The 17,403-nt window shown below is 62.3% G+C and carries 15 protein-coding genes; 10 read left to right on the top strand and 5 right to left on the bottom strand.

All coding sequences use genetic code 11. The features are described 5' to 3' along the window. Window positions 1–2 precede the first annotated feature (2 nt). The 6 genes from C8E00_RS00470 to C8E00_RS00445 are packed head-to-tail and all read left to right on the top strand — an operon-like array spanning window position 3 to window position 6,255. On the top strand, window positions 3–1,139 hold the full coding sequence (locus C8E00_RS00470) for an ABC transporter ATP-binding protein (RefSeq protein WP_133693310.1): 1,137 nt from the start codon (window positions 3–5) through the stop codon (window positions 1,137–1,139). An 11-nt stretch (window positions 1,140–1,150) separates the two neighbouring features. Further along, window positions 1,151–2,071 (top strand): ABC transporter permease, encoded by a 921-nt coding sequence (locus C8E00_RS00465; protein WP_133693309.1) that lies wholly within the window; start codon window positions 1,151–1,153, stop codon window positions 2,069–2,071. Next, a complete protein-coding gene (locus C8E00_RS00460; RefSeq protein ID WP_133693307.1) occupies window positions 2,068–2,865 on the top strand; it encodes an ABC transporter permease in 798 nt (265 codons plus the stop codon). Before C8E00_RS00465 ends, C8E00_RS00460 begins: the two co-directional genes overlap by 4 nt. Window positions 2,866–2,925: 60 nt before the next feature. Then, window positions 2,926–3,993 (top strand): ABC transporter substrate-binding protein, encoded by a 1,068-nt coding sequence (locus tag C8E00_RS00455; RefSeq protein WP_133693305.1) that lies wholly within the window; start codon window positions 2,926–2,928, stop codon window positions 3,991–3,993. 55 nt (window positions 3,994–4,048) lie between these two features. Next, window positions 4,049–5,416: a glutamine synthetase family protein gene (locus C8E00_RS00450; RefSeq protein ID WP_133693303.1), complete on the top strand. Its 1,368-nt coding sequence runs from the start codon at window positions 4,049–4,051 to the stop codon at window positions 5,414–5,416. Between the two features lie 11 nt (window positions 5,417–5,427). Then, window positions 5,428–6,255, top strand: a complete 828-nt coding sequence (locus tag C8E00_RS00445) for a helix-turn-helix domain-containing protein (RefSeq protein ID WP_133693301.1) — start codon at window positions 5,428–5,430, stop codon at window positions 6,253–6,255. 149 nt (window positions 6,256–6,404) lie between these two features. Here the strand turns inward: C8E00_RS00445 and C8E00_RS00440 are convergent, their stop codons facing one another. Together C8E00_RS00440 and C8E00_RS00435 are read right to left on the bottom strand one after the other, a co-directional pair. After that, window positions 6,405–7,943, bottom strand: coding sequence for an aldehyde dehydrogenase (locus tag C8E00_RS00440; protein WP_133693299.1), 1,539 nt, complete (start codon window positions 7,941–7,943; stop codon window positions 6,405–6,407). A 15-nt stretch (window positions 7,944–7,958) separates the two neighbouring features. Next, window positions 7,959–9,197, bottom strand: coding sequence for a Zn-dependent hydrolase (locus tag C8E00_RS00435; RefSeq protein WP_133693297.1), 1,239 nt, complete (start codon window positions 9,195–9,197; stop codon window positions 7,959–7,961). 191 nt (window positions 9,198–9,388) lie between these two features. Here C8E00_RS00435 and C8E00_RS00430 point away from each other — a divergent pair, with 191 nt between their 5' ends. From C8E00_RS00430 to aguA, 3 genes are all read left to right on the top strand, one after another. Continuing rightward, on the top strand, window positions 9,389–10,786 hold the full coding sequence (locus C8E00_RS00430; RefSeq protein ID WP_133693295.1) for an aminotransferase: 1,398 nt from the start codon (window positions 9,389–9,391) through the stop codon (window positions 10,784–10,786). A 76-nt stretch (window positions 10,787–10,862) separates the two neighbouring features. Beyond that, complete coding sequence (locus C8E00_RS00425; RefSeq protein WP_133693294.1) at window positions 10,863–12,209, top strand: Na+/H+ antiporter NhaC family protein; 1,347 nt, start codon at window positions 10,863–10,865, stop codon at window positions 12,207–12,209. Window positions 12,210–12,217: 8 nt separating this feature from the next. Beyond that, window positions 12,218–13,330 carry an agmatine deiminase gene (aguA, locus tag C8E00_RS00420; RefSeq protein ID WP_133693292.1) on the top strand — a complete coding sequence of 371 codons (1,113 nt, stop codon included), beginning with the start codon at window positions 12,218–12,220 and terminating at the stop codon, window positions 13,328–13,330. Between the two features lie 116 nt (window positions 13,331–13,446). On the opposite strand, the gene C8E00_RS00415 is transcribed toward aguA, so the two are convergent. Further along, window positions 13,447–14,178 carry a glutamine amidotransferase-related protein gene (locus tag C8E00_RS00415; RefSeq protein WP_133693290.1) on the bottom strand — a complete coding sequence of 244 codons (732 nt, stop codon included), beginning with the start codon at window positions 14,176–14,178 and terminating at the stop codon, window positions 13,447–13,449. Between the two features lie 52 nt (window positions 14,179–14,230). After that, window positions 14,231–15,586, bottom strand: coding sequence for a glutamine synthetase family protein (locus C8E00_RS00410; protein ID WP_133693288.1), 1,356 nt, complete (start codon window positions 15,584–15,586; stop codon window positions 14,231–14,233). A 220-nt stretch (window positions 15,587–15,806) separates the two neighbouring features. Here C8E00_RS00410 and C8E00_RS00405 point away from each other — a divergent pair, with 220 nt between their 5' ends. Then, complete coding sequence (locus C8E00_RS00405; RefSeq protein ID WP_133693286.1) at window positions 15,807–16,619, top strand: helix-turn-helix domain-containing protein; 813 nt, start codon at window positions 15,807–15,809, stop codon at window positions 16,617–16,619. 31 nt (window positions 16,620–16,650) lie between these two features. On the opposite strand, the gene C8E00_RS00400 is transcribed toward C8E00_RS00405, so the two are convergent. Further along, a complete protein-coding gene (locus tag C8E00_RS00400) occupies window positions 16,651–17,403 on the bottom strand; it encodes a CDP-alcohol phosphatidyltransferase family protein (protein WP_133693284.1) in 753 nt (250 codons plus the stop codon).

Raw genomic sequence — 17,403 nt, 5'->3', positions numbered from 1 at the left:
CCATGAGCGAGAACATGACGGCGGAGATTGCCGACCACTCGAGCGCTCACCCGACCACGGGTGAACGCGACGGGGCGAATCGCAAGGCGTCTTCGATCGAGATGCAGGGACTGCACAAGCGCTTCGGGCGCGATACCGTGGCACTCGACGGGGTCGACCTGAACATCCGGGCCGGCGAATTCTTTACCCTGCTGGGGCCATCCGGCTGCGGCAAGACCACCCTGCTGCGCATCCTCGCCGGCCTTGAAGAACCGGAGGCCGGGTCGCTGGTAGTGGGTGGCAAGAACATCACCGAAGTGCCCCCTCATCAACGCAGCGTCAATACCGTCTTCCAGTCCTATGCGCTCTTCCCACATCTGTCGGTCCGCGAAAACCTGGCCTTCGGTCTCAAGATGCGCGGCATGAAAACCGCCGAACGCCAGGCCAAGGTCGACGAAATCGCTGAATTCATCAAGCTCGGTGACCTTGTCGATCGCCATGTCGACCAGCTCTCGGGGGGACAGCGCCAGCGCATCGCATTGGCGCGGGCACTGATCTGCGAGCCCGATGTGCTGCTGCTCGACGAGCCACTCTCGGCACTGGACGCCGGGCTGCGCAGCCAACTTCAGGTGGAACTACTGCGGGTACAGAAGCGACTCGGCATGACCTTCGTGTTCGTGACCCACGATCAGCAGGAAGCGATGGTCATGTCCGATCGCATCGCCGTGCTCAATGGCGGCACCATTCAGCAGGTAGGGACCCCCGACGAGGTCTACGAGCACCCCGTCAACGCCTTCGTGGCCCACTTCATGGGCCATGACAACCTGTTTGCCATCAGCGCCGCCGAGGACGATTGGGTGGACACCGAGCTGGGCCGGCTGCGGCTCGATCCCGCCGAGCAACGCGACGCTCAGGACGGCTGGCTGTTGATCCGTCCGGAGACTCTGGAGCTCGACGGCGAGATCCCCGAGGGCTACAACCGGCTGCAGGGTACGGTCGCGGAACGGCTCTATCGCGGCAGCCGCATCGAATACCGCCTGACCGTCAACGGCCGATCACTGATGGCGGTGGCCAGCAATCTCGGCCAACGCATGCACAACATCGGCGACCGAGTGACGATCAGCGTCTGCCCGGAAGATCTGGTTCGCGTCGCGGCCTAAGGAGAAGCGATATGCTGCAATCATCCCCCATGGCATGGCGACGCCGGGCGGTAGTCAGCGAAACCCGGCACCTGCTGTTCAGCGTGGCACCCGGCGCGGTATGGATCTTCATCTTCCTGGTGTTGCCCAGCGCGTACCTGATGGGCGTGGCCTTCATGACCAACGGCCCCTATGGCCTGCCGCAGATGCCTTTGTCACTGGCCTCCTTCGAGCGCCTGGCCGGCTTCGGCTTTCTAGGCTGGAGCCCGGGCAACCTCTACACCCTGCTACGTTCGCTTTGGCAGACCCTGGTGTCGACGGCACTGGTGGTGATCATTGCCTACCCCGTGGCCTACTACATCACGACCTGCCGCGAGAAGTGGCGGCCGATCCTGCTGCTGCTGGTCGTCGTGCCATCATGGACCAATCAGGTCATTCGCGCCTTCGGCTGGATGAACTTGTTGGCACCCGGCACACCGCTTTCCGATCTCGCCGATGCACTGGGCCTGATCGGTCCCCATATGGGCCTGTATCCCTCCAACTTCGCGGTCACCCTGGGGCTCGTCTATAACTTCCTGCCGTTCATGGTGCTGCCGCTCTACGCTGCCTTCGAAAAACTCGACACCGCCCAGGTAGAAGCCGCTCAGGATCTGTATGCCAACCCGATTCGAGCCTTCTGGCACGCCGTCTTCCCGCAGACGCTGCCCGGGCTTCTGGCCGGCACGGTGCTGGTGGCGATCCCGGCCTTCGGCATGTACGTGATTCCCGAGCTGCTTGGCGGCGGCAAGGGCATGATGCTCGGCAACCTGGTCGCCAACCAGTTCGCCGAGAGTTCCAATTGGCCGCTGGGCGCCGCCGGGGCGATCTTGATGTTGATCGCGACCTTCATCGGCCTGTTCGCCATGCGGCGCATCGGCAAGCGCCTGGGCGGCGGTGAAGAGGTGGTGATATGAGAAAACGAACGCTTACGCGCGGCCTCGCCGGCATCTGGTGGGTGACATTGTTCTTCCTCTACGTGCCGCTCTTCGTGATCGTGCTGTTTTCCTTCAATTCGGCCAACAGCACGGCCATTTTCGAACGCTTTTCGCTGGCCTGGTATCGCCGTCTGTTCGACAACGAGCAAATCATCAATGCCTTCGGCAACAGCCTGGTGCTAGCGGTCAGTTCCTCGATCGTGGCACTGGTCATCGGTTGCTTGATCGGCTACGGGATGTATCGCCATCGCCACCGCAAGCTGGGCTGGCTGATCGTGCTGATCTACCTGCCGATCGTGCTGCCGGATATCGTCTTCGGCATCTCCGAGATGGCCTTTTTCGTACAGATCCACGCCTGGACCGGTCTGCTGCAACCCGGACTTGGCACCATGATCATCGCGCATGTGACGTTCCAGATTCCCTTCGTGGCGCTGATCGTCTACTCGCGCTTCGTGGGCCTCGACCCGACGCTGTTCGAAGCCGCCAAGGACCTCTATGCGTCGCCGCTCAAGCGCGTGGTGCACTTCATGGTGCCGACCATCAAGCCGGCGTTGATTTCCGCCTTTTTCCTGTCGTTTACACTGTCGATCGACGACTTCGTGATCAGTTTCTTCACCGCCGGACCGGAGAGCGCCACCTTGCCGATCTACATCTGGAGCGCCATCAAGAAAGGGGTGACGCCCGAGATCAACGCGATCGCCACCCTGATGATCGGTGCAGTGGCCCTGGCCGCGGTACTCAGCATGCTGTTCAACCGGCAGGGCCGCCGTTAGGCGCGTCCTGTCAAAACGATGTAGCACCAACGAAATGTAGCACCCAAGGAGAGCGAAACGATGAGAACAATGACCACAAGGATCGCCGCTGCACTCGGGAGCCTATTGCTCGCCGGCGGCGTTCAGGCCCAGGAAGACAACAAGCTGTACCTGTTCAACTGGACCCAGTACATGGACCCGGCCATCATCACGGCCTTCGAGGAGAAATACGATGCCGAGGTGGTGCAAAACTACTACAACTCGCTCCCCGAGATGTTCGCCAAACTCAATGCTGGCGGGGTCTCACAATACGATATCATCGTGCCGTCCAACTACTACGTGCCACGGCTGATCGAGACCGGCATGGTACAGAAGCTCGACAAGTCCAAGATTCCCAACTTGGACAATGTCATGGAGCAGTTCAAGAACCCCAGCTATGACCCCCAGAGCGCCTATTCGGCCCCCTACCAATGGGGCGTGACCGGCCTGGTGTACAACACCGAGACATTCCCCGACGCGCCCAAGAGCTGGTCGCTGATGTTCGATCCCGAGGTCAACCCGAGCTTCCCCTTCGCACTGATGGGCGATGGGCAGGTGAGCATGGGCGGCGCCTGCGCCTATCTGGGCCACGGCTATGACTGCACCGACACCCAGGCCTGGAAGGAAGCCGCCAGGCTGCTCATCGAGACCAAGAATCGCAACAATTTCAGTGGCTTCGTCGACGGCACCCCGAGCCTGCAGCAACTCTCGCGCGGCGTGACGCACGTCGCCATGAGCTACAACGGTGACTACCTGTTCTACCGCCAGGAAAACCCGGAAGCTTTCAAGAACATCGAGTTCATGATTCCCGACGAAGGCACCGAGATGTGGGTCGATACCATGCTGATCCCTTCCAAGGCGCCCAATCCTGACCTGGCACACAAGTTCATCAACTTCATCCTCGATGCCAAGATCGGCGCGCAGCTCTCCAATTACAACTACTACGCCAGCCCCAATGCGGCGGCTCAGCCCTATCTCGACGAGATACTGACCCAACCCCCGATTCAGCCATCGGAAGAAGACATGAAGCGGCTGCATTTCACGCCCAGTCTCGAGGGCGAGCAACTGCAGATCTTCCAACAGTTGTGGTCAGAAGTTCAGGCACGCTGAGACAACGGGCCCCGACCACGCGGTCGGGGTCTCATTTGCAGAGCAAGGAAACCCCATGAGTAACCGCCAGGAACACCCCCATTTCAACGACTGGTTCCAGACTCACGGCATTACCGAGGTCGAGTGCCTGGTCACCGATCTCACCGGCATTCTCAAGGGCAAGATCATGCCCGCAGGCAAGTATCTAGGTGGCGGTCGTCCACGACTGCCGGACTCGATCTTCATCCAGACCGTCACCGGCGGCTATCCCGACGACGATGACATCCACTTCTGGAACCCGGCCGAGCGGGACATGGAGCTGGTCCCCGATCCCAATGCCATCTTCCTGGTGCCCTGGGCCGATGATGCCACGGCGCAGATCATCCACGATTGCCACTATCTGACCGGAGAACCGGTGGAGCTCTCTCCACGTCACGTGCTCAAACGCGTGCTCTCTTTCTACGAAGCGCGCGGCTGGAAGCCGGTCGTCGCTCCGGAAGTCGAGTTCTTTCTGGTCAAGACCAATACCGACTCCGACTACCCCCTGGAGCCGCCTATCGGCCGCAATGGCCGCCAGGAAAGCAGTCGCCAATCGTTCTCCATCGATGCGGTCAACGAGTTCGACCCCCTTTTCGAGGAGATGTACGACTACTGCGACGCCATGGACCTCGATCTGGACACCCTGATCCACGAGGAAGGTGCCGGGCAGATGGAAGTCAATTTCCAGCACGGCGATCCGCTCAAGCTGGCTGATCAAGTGGTGATGTTCAAGCGCGCCCTGCGTGAAACGGCACTGCGCCACGGCATGTATGCCACCTTCATGGCCAAACCGATGGCCAACGAGCCAGGCAGTTCGATGCACCTCCACCAGAGCCTGCTGGACGCCGAATCCGGTGATAATCTATTCACTGGCGAAAACGGCAAGTCCAGCCGACTGTTCCAGCAATTCATCGGCGGACTGCAACACTACCTGCCGTCGGCCATGCCGCTACTGGCACCCAACGTCAACTCCTACCGCCGGCTGATGCGTACCGAGACCAGTGGCTCGGCACCGACCAACGTCGAGTGGGGTACCGACAACCGCACCGTGGGCCTGCGAGTGCCGGTCTCGACGCCCGAGGCGACTCGGGTCGAGAATCGCCTGGCCGGGGCCGATGCCAATCCCTACCTGGTCATGGCCGCCTCGCTGGCCTGTGGCTATCTCGGCATGCTCGGCCAGCTCGAGCCACGTCCGCCGATGATCGGATCGGCCTGGTCCGGCGGCCACAAGCTGCCTGACGATATTCGCCCGGCGCTGGATATGCTGAGCGCGTGTCAACCACTGGCCGAGATACTCGGCGAGCGTTTCACCAACAGTTACCTGGCGGTCAAGCGCGCTGAGCACCGCGAGTATTTCCAGGTGATCAGCTCCTGGGAGCGCGAACACCTTCTGCTCAGGGTCTAGGCTATTTTGTCGTGACACCGACCGACCACCTCGCCAACGCAGCCAGCCTGGCCTGGCACCATCATCTGGCCCGCCTGTTCCAAGGCGTCGCCGGCAGCGGCTTTCCACTTCTGCTGGAGCAGACGCTGCGCGAGCTGGTCGGTTTCGACACCATCCTGATCAATACCTACAAAGGACAACGGCGACCGCTGCTGATTCACGACAATTACCCGCCAGCGCAGCGCCAACAAGGCATCGAACGCTATTTGAACCAGGCCTTTCTGCTGGATCCTTTCTTCAAGGCCGTCCATGACGGGCTGGAGAGTGGCGCACACCGGCTACGCGAGCTGGCCCCGGACCGTTTCGAGAACAGCGACTACTATCATCACTACTATCGCGCCCTGGGACTCAGCGACGAGATCGGCTTGTTCGCCCGGGTCGACACGGACGTCGTCATGGTAGTGTCACTGGGGTTTCGCGACGATGCCCCACGGATCACCCGCCGGGACATGCTGGCGTTACGCCATATATCGCCAGTGCTGGAAGTGCTGCTCAGGGATTACTGGAAGCGGCAGGAACATCGCTTTCACCAGTGCCTGGCCGAGCGGGAGCCAGTGGCAGAAGCCTTCGACAGCTTCGGGCGGGAACGCCTGACGGCACGCGAACGGGACATCGTGCGCCTGCTGCTGGCCGGGCACTCCACCAAATCGGCGGCCCGCGAACTGGGCATCAGCGATGGTACCGTCAAGGTCCATCGTAAGCATCTCTATCAGCGCCTCGAGGTTTCCAGCCAGTCGCAGCTCTTCCGGCTTTTCCTCGATCACGTGGCGCTGGTCTCGCGACGCCAGGTGGAGCCGTAAACGCCGGCGGCGCCCGACGTCAACCACATCGTCATGCCCCCTTGCCTGACCTACCTCTCTTCCTCGATGGCCACGACGGTCATGTCGGGAGGCGCCAGCAACGCAGCGCCCCCTGGCATCGTGGTACATCACTGGCCTCGTGGCGACGTTCAAGTCGAAGGCGTCAGCGTCATCCAGACGGTCTTGAGATCGGAGTATTCCTCCAGCGAATGGTGGGACTTGTCGCGCCCGTTGCCGGACTGCTTGACCCCGCCGAAAGGTACCGTCTGATCCATATCGGCCCAGTTGTTGACGAAGACCTGGCCCGAGCGCAGCCGACGGGTGACGCGCATGATGCGATCGATGTCCTGACTCCACAGGCCCGCCGCCAGGCCGTAGTCGCTGTCGTTGGCCAGCCGCACGGCCTCCTCCTCGGTGTCGAAGCCGAACACCGTCAGTACCGGGCCGAAGATTTCTTCCCGACCGATGGCCATGGCGTCGGTAATGCCATCGAACACCGTCGGTTCGATGAACAAGCCCTGGCCATTGGCGCCTTGGACTTCCAGCGCCTGGCCGCCGGCACGTAGCGTCGCGCCTTCTTCGACACCCTGGCGGATGTAGTCGAGCACACGCTGGTACTGAGTCTGATCGACCATCGCCCCCATGAAGCTCGCCGGGTCCAGCGGATCACCGGGCTGCATGCACTCGGCGGCGGCCAGCACCTTCTCGACGAAAACCTCGCGAATCGAATTCTCGACCAACAGGCGCGAGCCGGCGATGCACACCTCGCCCTGGTTGTGGAAGATCGCCCCCGCGGCATGCTCGGCCACACGATCCAGGTCCTTGCAGTCGGCGAAGACGAGATTCGGACTCTTACCGCCACACTCCAGAAAGACCTTTTTGAGATTCGACTGACCGGCGTACTGCATCAACTGCTTGCCGACCCCGGTGGAGCCGGTAAAGGCCAGGCAATCGACGCCCATGGACAATGCCAAGGCCTTGCCCACGGTATGACCGAAGCCGGGCAATACCTGAAAAACGCCGCGCGGCAAGCCGGCTTCGCGCGTCAGCTGGGCGAGGCGCAACGCCGAAAGCGGTGATTTTTCCGACGGCTTGAGGATGACACTGTTGCCAGCCGCCAGCGCCGGGCCGATCTTCCAGGCCGTCATCATCAGCGGAAAGTTCCAGGGCACGATGGAGGACACCACGCCCAGCGGCTCGCGCATTACCAGCCCCAGGCTGTCCTCGCCGGTGGGGGCGATTTCGCCATAGAGCTTGTCGATGGATTCGGCATGGTGACGAATGCAGCCGATGGCACCGGCCATGTCGCCCATGGCACTCGATACCGGCTTGCCCATGTCCAGGCTGTCGAGCAGCGCCAGCTCATGCTGATGTACTTCCATCAGGTCGGCCAGACGCAGCAGCACGGCCTTGCGCTCCCCCGGTGACGAACGCGACCACGCGCCGCTCTCGAAGGCACGCCGCGCCACCGCGACGGCTGTCTCGGCGTCATCGGCATCGCAACTGGCCACTTCGGCGAGCGTCTCGCCGGTGGCGGGATTGAGCGTCGTGAAGGTATTGCCGCTGACGGCATCGACGAAGGTGTCATCGATATAGGCACGCGCCTCGAGGCCGTCTGCACGCAAGTGCTGAGCCAGTGCCTGCCAATCAGCGTGGGTTTCGGGAGTTGAGGCGTGGGAGTGAGTCATGTCGTTCTCCTCGGGTCAGGCTGCGCGATTGGCGCGTTCAAGGATGGCATCGCAGAGCACTTGCGTGCCTGCGGCACAGTCTTCCGGCGTGGCGTATTCGGCCTCGTTGTGGCTGATGCCGTCACGGCAAGGCACGAAGATCATGGCCGTCGGCGCCACCCGGGACACATAGACGGCGTCGTGGCCGGCACCGCTCATCATGCGACGGTATGTCAGCCCCTGCTCTTGGGGGCCGCGTTCCACCGCCGCGACGCACTCGGGGGCGAACTCGACCACCGGCGAGGCCCAGATCCGCTCCTGGGTCATCGTGACGCCGCAGGCCTCGCCCACTTCGCCGAGCAGCCCTTCGAAATACGCTTGCAAGGCGTCGAGTTCGCTCTCTATCACATGGCGCAGGTCGATGGTGAGCTTGACGTCACCCGGCACCACATTGCGAGACGCGGACACGATCTCCAGGCAGCCGCAGGTCACCTTGGTGTCACCGCTTTCGTCGGCCAGCGCATGGGCCTGCAGCCGGTCGATCAAGCGTGCCGCCGCGGCCAGAGCATCGCGGCGATAGCACATGGGGGTGGGGCCGGCATGGGCCGACTGCCCCGCGATCGTCACGTCGAACCAGCGCATGCCCTGGACACCGGTCACCACGCCGATGGTCTTGCCTTCTTCCTCGAGCACCGGGCCCTGTTCGATGTGCAGCTCGAAGAAGCTGTCCAGACGCGGCTCGCCGACCGGCGATTCGCCGGCATAACCGCAGGCCTCGAGCGCCTCGCCGAACGTCACGCCGTCGCGGTCCTCACGGGCCAGGGTCGACGCAACGCTGAACGCACCGGCATAGGTACCGGAAGCGACCATGGCCGGCGCGAAACGGCTGCCTTCCTCGTTGGTCCACACCACCAGTACCAGCGGCCGCTCGGTAACGATGCCGCGGTCCGCGAGTGTGCGCAGCACTTCGAGCCCGGCCAGAACGCCGAGGATGCCGTCGAAGCGACCGCCCTTTGGCTGGGTATCGAGATGACTTCCCATGGCCACCGGCGCGAGATCGTCGCGCTTGCCGGCGCGGCGGATGAAGAGGTTGCCGACGCGATCGACCTGCCAGGTACAACCGAGCGCCTCGCACCAGTCGAGCAGCAGGTGGCGTCCGGCGGCATCTTCCGGGGTCAAGGCCAGGCGACAACTGCCGCCGTTTTCGGTCGGGCCGATCTCGGCCATCGCCATCAGACTGTCCCACAGCCGTCGGCCATCAATGGAAACCGCCATGAAGTCTCCCCTTTGTGCTTGTCAGGTAGTTGGGTCATGGAACACATTAGGCGGCTCCCGGGGCGTTGCGATATACCCCTATCAGGATATATTCCCGCCCACCCCTTCCTCGCTAGTCTCGTTGCGAACGCAACGACGTATCACGACGACTCATCGCGGCACTGACCGCTTGCAACGTGCGAGGCGAGATCATGAACACCGAGACCCGTACTCAGGATGCCCAAGCGCTGTGGCAGAAAGACAAGGATCACTTCATCCACCCCTTCACCGACTTCAGCACCTTTCATGAGGAAGGCTGCGACCTGATCACCGACAGCGACGGCATCTACGTCCAGGATGCCAAGGGCAATCGCTTCATCGACGGCATCGCCGGGCTGTGGTGCGTCAACGTCGGGCACGGCCGCGCCGAGATCGGCCAAGCCATGGCCGAGCAGGCCACGCGCATGGCCTACTTCTCGACCTTCAACAACCTGTCCAATGCCCCGGCCGCCGAGCTTTCCGCCAGGCTGGCCGAACTCGCCCCCGCGCACCTCAACCACGTCTTCTACAGCTGCGGCGGCTCGACGGCCAACGACGCCACCATCCGCCTGGTGCATTACTACTTCAACCGCCTCGGCCAACCGGCCAAGAAGCGCATCATTTCACGCAACAACGCCTACCACGGCACCACCTATCTCGCCTCTACCCTGACCGGCATCGCCAGCAACAACTGGGACTTCGATACCCTCGATCACCTGGTCACCCATCTCAGCGAGGCCAACTGCTACCGACGTCCCGAGGGGATGACCGAAGCCGACTACTGCGACCACCTGGTTCGGGAGTTCGAGGACACCGTCGCCGAGATCGGCGCCGACAACATCGCCGCCTTCATCGCCGAGCCGATCATGGGCGCCGGCGGCGTGCTGGTGGCACCGAGGGACTATCACAAGCGCATGCAGGCGGTGTGTCGCGCCAACGACATCCTGTACATCGCCGACGAGGTGGTGACCGGTTTCGGTCGCCTGGGGCACTTCTTCGCCTCCGAGGCGGTGTACGAGACCCAGCCCGATATCATCAACTGCGCCAAGGGACTGTCTTCCGGCTATGCACCGCTGGGCGCGACGCTGATCTCCGACGCACTCTACGACGTGCTGTCCACGCCGCAGGGACCGGGCGGCGTGCTGAGCACCGGCTTTACCTATTCCGGGCATCCGGTCAGTTGCGCGGCGGCACTCAAGAACATCGAGATCATCGAGCGCGAGGGGATCTGCGAAAACGTCCGCGCGGTGGGCCCCTACCTCGAGGAACGCCTGGCATCGTTGTCGCATCACGCCACGGTGGGCGATGTGCGCGGCGGCCATTTCATGATGTGTCTCGAGAACGTCGCCGACAAGCAGACCAAGGCGCTCTTCCCGGTGGAGGCACGGGTGGGCGACAGAGTCGCCTTCGAGGCTCAGCAGCTTGGTCTGATCATTCGCCCGGTGGGCCATCTCAACATCGTCTCGCCACCGCTGATCTGGACGCGGGACACCGTCGACCGCGTGGTGGAGATCCTCGATGCGGCGCTGACGAAGACCACCGCAACACTCCGCGCTGATGGCTACCTGTGACCGATGAAGGGCCGCTATCACGGCCCTTCAAACCTCCCCCTCATGCGTTGAACCAACAATCACAAAAGAGGATCACATGGAGACTTACGGACTCTGGAGCCTGTTTCCCACCCTGATCGTGCTGATCATGGCCATCGTCACCCGCCGCACCATCGAGTCGCTGATGACCGGCGCCCTGGTCGGCATGTTGATGATCGATCCGACAAGTGTGGTGACCCAGGCTTCCGACACGCTGCTCACGGTGCTCGGCAACGGCACCGTGACCTGGATCATCCTGGTCTGCGGGCTGTTCGGCAGCCTGATCGCGCTACTGGTGCGTACCGGTGGCGTGCTGACCTTCGGCGACGTCATGACGCGTCGCATCCACGGCCGGCGCCAGGGACTGCTGACCACCTGGCTCCTCGGTCTGGCCATCTTCGTCGACGACTATCTCAATGCCCTGGCGATCAGCGCTTCGATGAAGAAGATCACCGACCGCTTCAAGGTCTCGCGGGAGATGCTCGCCTACATCGTCGACTCCACCGCCGCGCCGATCTGCATCCTGGTCCCCTTCTCCACCTGGGCGGTGTTCTTCGCCGGGCTGCTCGAGGACAACGACGTGGCCGGCAACGGCATGGGGTTGTACATCGAATCGATCCCCTACATGTTCTATGCCTGGATCGCCGCCGCGGTGGTCCCGCTGGTCGCGATGGGCTGGATTCCCGCCATCGGGCCCATGAAAACGGCCGAACGGCGTGCCAGCGGCGGCCAGGTAATGCCCGACGGCGCCGAGGAAAACGCCCTGGAGACCGAGGACAAAGGCCAGCGCCGCCCGCATCTGCTCAACTTCCTGCTGCCCATTGCCAGCCTGATCTTCTTCACCTGGTATTTCGATATCGACATACTGCGCGGCGTGATCGTGGCCCTGGCCGTGACCCTGATACTGATCTTCAGCCAGCGCCTGATGAGCTTTCACGCCACCTTCGATACCGCACTCGATGGCTTCAAGTCGATGCTCATGCCGTTGGGCACGCTGGTCGCCGGCTTCACGCTCAAGGAAGTCAACGACGGACTGGGACTCACCGAATACGTGATCCAGACGCTGCAACCGCTGATGACGGCTCAGTTGTTGCCGGCAGTGAGCTTCGTCACCATGGCGTTCCTGGCCTTCGCCACCGGCTCGTTCTGGGGGCTGTTCGCCGTGGCCATGCCGATCGTGCTGCCGCTGGCGAGCAGCGTCAACGCCGAGATGCCGCTGGTGATCGGCGCATTGATCTCGGCCAGCGCCTTCGGCAGCCACGCCTGTTTCTACGGCGATTCGACCGTGCTGTCGGCCCAGGGTAGCGGCTGCACGCCCATGGCTCATGCCCTGACCCAGCTTCCCTATGCACTTCTTGCCGCTTTCCTGGCCACGCTGGTATTTCTGGCCGCAGGTTATCTTTGAGGTTCGTCATGAACGACACAGACATCGCGACGGCGCGTCGCACCGCCACCCCGGCCGAGTTCGGTTTTTCCATGCCTGCCGAGTTCGCCCCGCACGACGCCTGCTGGATGCTCTGGCCGCAGCGTCCCGACAACTGGCGCTATGGCGCCAAGCCGGCCCAGGCGGCGTTCGTCGCCGTGGCCCGGGCCATCGCCGAGAGCGAGACGGTATTCGTCGGCGTCAACGACGACCAGTACGAGAACGCCCGCAACCAGTTGCCGAGCCACATCCGAGTGATCGAGCTTTCCAGCAACGATGCCTGGATGCGTGATGTCGGGCCGACCTTCCTGACCCATCCGGATGGTCGCCTGGCCATGGTGGACTGGGAATTCAACGCCTGGGGCGGACTCAACGGTGGGCTCTACTTTCCCTGGGACAAGGACCGCCGCATCCGCCAGAAGATCGCCGAAGTCCTCGGTATCGAACGCTTCATCACCCCGCTGGTGGTCGAAGGGGGCGCCATCCACGTCGATGGCGAGGGGACCCTGATCACCACCGAGGAGTGCCTGCTCAACCCCAATCGCAACCCCGATCTCGACAAGTCCGAGATCGAATGGCTGTTGCGCGCCTACCTGGGTGTCGAAAAGATCATCTGGCTGCCGCGGGGCTGTTTCCAGGACGAGACCGACGGCCACGTCGACAACCTGTGCTGTTTCGTCGCCCCCGGCGAAGTGGCGCTGACCTGGACCGATGACGATGGCGATCCGCAACATGCCATCTCCCGCGAGGCCCTGGGGATTCTCGAGGCGGCCACCGATGCCAGGGGACGGCGGCTTACCGTGCACAAGCTACCGATGCCCGGTCCGCTGACCATCGCCGAGACCGAAGCCAGCGGCGTCGACCGGCTGAGCAGTTCGCGCCCCCGGCAACCGGGCGACCGCATGGCCGCCTCCTACGTCAATTTCTACATCGGCAACTCGGTGGTGGTGATGCCCCGGCTCGACCCGGCACATGACGACGAGGCACACGCCATTCTCGAGAACCTGTTTCCAGACCGCCGGGTGGTCGCCGTCGATGCCCGCGAGATCCTGCTCGGCGGCGGCAACATCCACTGCATCACCCAGCAGCAGCCGCGTGTCTGAGCGTTGCATGGGCCTTCGGGATCATCGGGCTATCGCGACATGGCCCGCTCGATCCCGGATGGTCGCGTCAAGCGCTGCATGGGCAAGCCGGGCGTTCAGACAACGTGTGGGCACGTTCAACGACGTCGACCCTGCTGCAGGAACTCGGCCATCCAGTGGGCGATTTGCAACGAGTCCGTCTGCGCCGACGCCTCGTCGAGCGCGACCAGCGCCGGATCGGTCGCCGTCGACGGAATCGGGGCGTCACGACGTGACTGAAGCAGCCGCGTTTCGAACGCCACGTCGAACTCTGGATGCGCCTGCAGAGTCAGGATGCGATCGTCGTACTGGAGGGCCGCAAACGGACAGAACGACGAAGAGGCAATGACGTCAGCCTGCTCCGGTTTGCTCAGCACCTGATCCTGATGCACGGCATTCAGCGTGAATCGGCCATCCAGGGCGCTCAGCTCCGCGACGCTTTTCTCCAGTCGGTAGGTATGCAGCCCCACGCCCCAGCCTTGCGGATACCGATCGACGTCGGCGCCGAAGGCTTCCGCCACGATCTGGTGGCCGAAGCAAATGCCCACGATCGGGCCGCCGGTGTCATAGATGTCGAGAATCAGGTCTTTCAACCGTGCCATCCATGGCGACTTGTCGCAGACGCTGAACTTCGAGCCGGTGATGATCCAGGCATCACAGACATCGGCTGACTCGGGAAAGGCGTCGTCGCGCACATCGTAGGTCGTGAAGGTAAAGCCATAGCCGGCCTGTTCGAACAGACGAACGAACATGTCGGCGTAGGAACCATACTGGTCGATCAGATTGTCCGGCGTCGTGCCGGTGGCCAGTATGCCGATCTTCAGTGTCATGACGGATTCCTCGCTCACGGCCGCGCCGTGAATTTTTCAGGCCTGGCCGGGATCAGAGCAATCCCAGATAGGCCTCATATTCAACATCGGAGATGCGCTCGTTCAGCCGGCGGCGCTCCTGGCGCTTGGCGTGCGCGTAGACACGCACGAATTCTTCGCCCAGGTATTCCCTCAGCGTCTCGCTCTGCTCGAAGCGAGCGATCGCATCCTGCCACTCGCAAGGCAGTGGATAGCGGGGGCTTTCTTCGGCGTAGGCATCACCTTCCACCGGCGCCTCCGGCTCGAGTGCGTTTTCCATGCCATGCAGCGCACCGGCGAGAAGGGATGCCAATACCAGATATGGGTTGGCATCGGCCCCCGCCACCCGGTGTTCGATACGGCGCGCCAGGTGGGGGCTCTCCGGCACGCGCAAGGCCACCGTCCGGTTCTCGTAGCCCCAGCTGGCATGCGTCGGGGCATGCGCGCCCGGCATGAAGCGACGATAGGAATTCAGATGCGGCGCGAACACCAGCATGCTCTCCGGCATCAGCTGCATCATCCCGGCGATGGCGTGGCGCAGCAGATCACTGCCCTGCTCGGTGCCGTCATCGAACACATTGTGACCGTCGCGGTCGAGCAGGCTGAAATGCGTGTGAAAGCCGTTGCCGCTTTCTTCAACATAAGGCTTGGCCATGAAGGTCGCCGAATAGCCATGGTCACGGGAAACACCGCGTATGAGGCGTTTGAAAAGGATCGCCTGATCGCCCGCATTCAGCGGATCGGCCACATGGTCGAGATTGACCTCGAACTGCCCCGGGCCCATCTCGGCAATAATGGTATCCGCACCGATCCCCTGTGCCTGGCAAGCCGCACGGATATCGGTAAACAACGCCTCGAAGCCATCCATTTCCTCCACGGAATACCCTTCCGCATTGGCGAGACGACGTCCTTTGCCATCCACCAGTGACGGTGGCACCGGCCGCTGCGTCCTTTCCGATTCGGCATCCATCAGATAGAACTCGAGCTCGGTGGCCATCACCGGCGTCAGCCCTTTTTCGGCAAAGCGATCCACCATGCGCTTGAGAACCTGGCGTGGATCGGCCTCGAAGGGCGTGCCATCGGGATTGAACATCATCGCCAGCATCTGATCACGAGGCGCCGTCGACCAGGGCACCGAGATCGGCTCATTCGTGATGGGCATGCACACGCCATCACTATCACCGGTTTCGAACACCAGGCCATTGTCGAGCACATCGGCGCCCCAGAAATCAAAGCCCATCACCGAACGTGGCAGCTTGAGGCCTTCCTTGAGGACCTTGCCCAAACCGCTGGCGGGCAGGCGCTTGCCGCGTAAATTCCCGTTCAAGTCCGTGATGAAGAGATCCAGCTCGCGGTTCTTATCCTGTTTGTTATCCGTCGTCATACGCATGACTCTTGAATGCTTTTCGAAAACCAGAACCTCAAGGTATCCCATCCAGAGAGTGGTGTATCTATCACTCCGGGGGTATCCGAGCACTGAGAAGAGGGACGAGTACGCACCGCATTGGCACCCGAAGCAAGACGGACTGGTACCGGCCCAGCATCTGGCTTAGCCTTGGGGAATCCCTGATAGCGCCCTTTCGGCCGCATACAAGAAGCAAGGACAAGCGATGAGAGATCGCGTCAATCAGATACAGACCAATGAGAGTTGGCAGAAAAACCTGGCCGTGCTCATCGAGCATCAGCGATTGCGCAGTTTCCCGGTGATGTTGGAGACTTTCCTGTCGACCCTGTGTTGCTTCGACACGATTCTGCTACTGACCTACAAGAAATCGCTGCGGCCGATTCTCGTCCATCCTTCCGATCCGGCGGAGCAGAGCGATACCTTGCGTCAGTACATCAATCATGCCTATGTACTCGACCCGCTTTTCCACGCCATCAAGGACACTGCCTCCCCCGGCATCGTGCGACTGGCCGACATCATGCCGGATTCCTTCAAAAGCACCGAGTACTATCAGACCTGCTACCAGAACTTCGGCCTGGTGGATGAAATCAACCTGTTGATTGGCCTCGATGACGAAGTGACCTGCGCCATCACGCTCGGACGAAAAGCCTCGCTGGAAAGCATTTCGCGCACCGAGCTCAATACCCTACAAGAATTTCATCCAATCATCAGCGCACTCATGCGCCAGTTCTGGCAGACCCAGTCCGATGAGTTCCTGCAATATGGCCGCTCCGATGGCCCCATGAAGCGTGCTCTGCGTACCTTTGCCAGTGGCGTGCTGACGCAGCGTGAGCGGGAAATCACCGAGCTCATACTGCGCGGCTTTTCGTCCCAGGCGATTGCCGACCACCTGAAAATCAGCGTCGGCACGGTCAAGGTGCATCGCAAGAACATCCATGCGCGGCTGAATACCTCTACCCAGGCAGAAATCTTCACGCAGTTCATCAACCACTTGAGCCACCTGGAAGAGCCTCACTGAGCGGGTCGCTGGGCGACGACGCCAAGAGGCTTCAGACACGCATGCGACGATGACGATACAACCAGACGACGTCGCGCGCGAAGGAATAGATCAGCAACGCCAGCGCCACGCCGACACAAAGCGCCGCCCAGAAAGACGGCACCCAGGGCAGCAGTGCCACCAGCAGACTGACGACCTGCCATACGCAGACCGCCTTGCGGCGCAGACTCGAGGGCAACTCTCGCCGCAACCATGGCCATGCATGCCCCGCCGCCACGAAGGTGTAACGCAGGGCGCCCACCACCAGCACCCATCCGCCGAGCTTGTCGAGCACGATGAGCGCGCAGCACAGCACCATAATGAAAAATGCGTCCAGCTCCATATCGAAACGCGCACCGAAGTCGCTAGCGGAATGCGTGTGACGCGCCACCCAACCATCGATGCCGTCCAGGCACAGCGCCAATAATGCGACCCATGTCATCTCGAAAACGTGCCGCTCCATGAATGCCGGGAACGCCATGCTGCCGGCCAGCAGTGCGATCAACACGGCACGCAGCAGGGTGACGCGATTAGCCCATCCCAGCCAGCGCCGCGCCGCCGGCCATGCCCAAAGGATGATCAATGCCATGCCCAGGTAGACACCCCCCACCGACCAGCCAAGCCCTCGCGGTGCCGCCAGGTGCCACTGCAGGGTTTCAACCAGCAATCCGGTCAGACACAAACCCAGCAGCAGTTCGAGTACCGCCGGCAACCCATGTACCCACGTTGCTCTGCGAGGGGTGACATCGCGTGGTGTGTCACGCAT

The organism is Chromohalobacter marismortui (genome assembly GCF_004364315.1).
Classification (GTDB): domain Bacteria; phylum Pseudomonadota; class Gammaproteobacteria; order Pseudomonadales; family Halomonadaceae; genus Chromohalobacter; species Chromohalobacter marismortui.
The sequence above is the reverse complement of the archived record's forward strand: the minus strand, read 5'-3'. Positions and strand labels throughout refer to the sequence as shown.

Bases quoted from the DNA above. Each gene is read 5' to 3' on its own strand.
- C8E00_RS00470 (WP_133693310.1), top strand. From the start codon at position 3: ATGAGCGAGAACATGACGGCGGAGATTGCCGACCACTCGAGCGCTCAC.
- C8E00_RS00465 (WP_133693309.1), top strand. From the start codon at position 1,151: ATGCTGCAATCATCCCCCATGGCATGGCGACGCCGGGCGGTAGTCAGC.
- C8E00_RS00460 (WP_133693307.1), top strand. From the start codon at position 2,068: ATGAGAAAACGAACGCTTACGCGCGGCCTCGCCGGCATCTGGTGGGTG.
- C8E00_RS00455 (WP_133693305.1), top strand. From the start codon at position 2,926: ATGAGAACAATGACCACAAGGATCGCCGCTGCACTCGGGAGCCTATTG.
- C8E00_RS00450 (WP_133693303.1), top strand. From the start codon at position 4,049: ATGAGTAACCGCCAGGAACACCCCCATTTCAACGACTGGTTCCAGACT.
- C8E00_RS00440 (WP_133693299.1), bottom strand. From the start codon at position 7,943: ATGACTCACTCCCACGCCTCAACTCCCGAAACCCACGCTGATTGGCAG.
- C8E00_RS00435 (WP_133693297.1), bottom strand. From the start codon at position 9,197: ATGGCGGTTTCCATTGATGGCCGACGGCTGTGGGACAGTCTGATGGCG.
- C8E00_RS00430 (WP_133693295.1), top strand. From the start codon at position 9,389: ATGAACACCGAGACCCGTACTCAGGATGCCCAAGCGCTGTGGCAGAAA.
- C8E00_RS00425 (WP_133693294.1), top strand. From the start codon at position 10,863: ATGGAGACTTACGGACTCTGGAGCCTGTTTCCCACCCTGATCGTGCTG.
- aguA (WP_133693292.1), top strand. From the start codon at position 12,218: ATGAACGACACAGACATCGCGACGGCGCGTCGCACCGCCACCCCGGCC.
- C8E00_RS00415 (WP_133693290.1), bottom strand. From the start codon at position 14,178: ATGACACTGAAGATCGGCATACTGGCCACCGGCACGACGCCGGACAAT.
- C8E00_RS00410 (WP_133693288.1), bottom strand. From the start codon at position 15,586: ATGCGTATGACGACGGATAACAAACAGGATAAGAACCGCGAGCTGGAT.
- C8E00_RS00405 (WP_133693286.1), top strand. From the start codon at position 15,807: ATGAGAGATCGCGTCAATCAGATACAGACCAATGAGAGTTGGCAGAAA.
- C8E00_RS00400 (WP_133693284.1), bottom strand. From the start codon at position 17,403: ATGCGTGACACACCACGCGATGTCACCCCTCGCAGAGCAACGTGGGTA.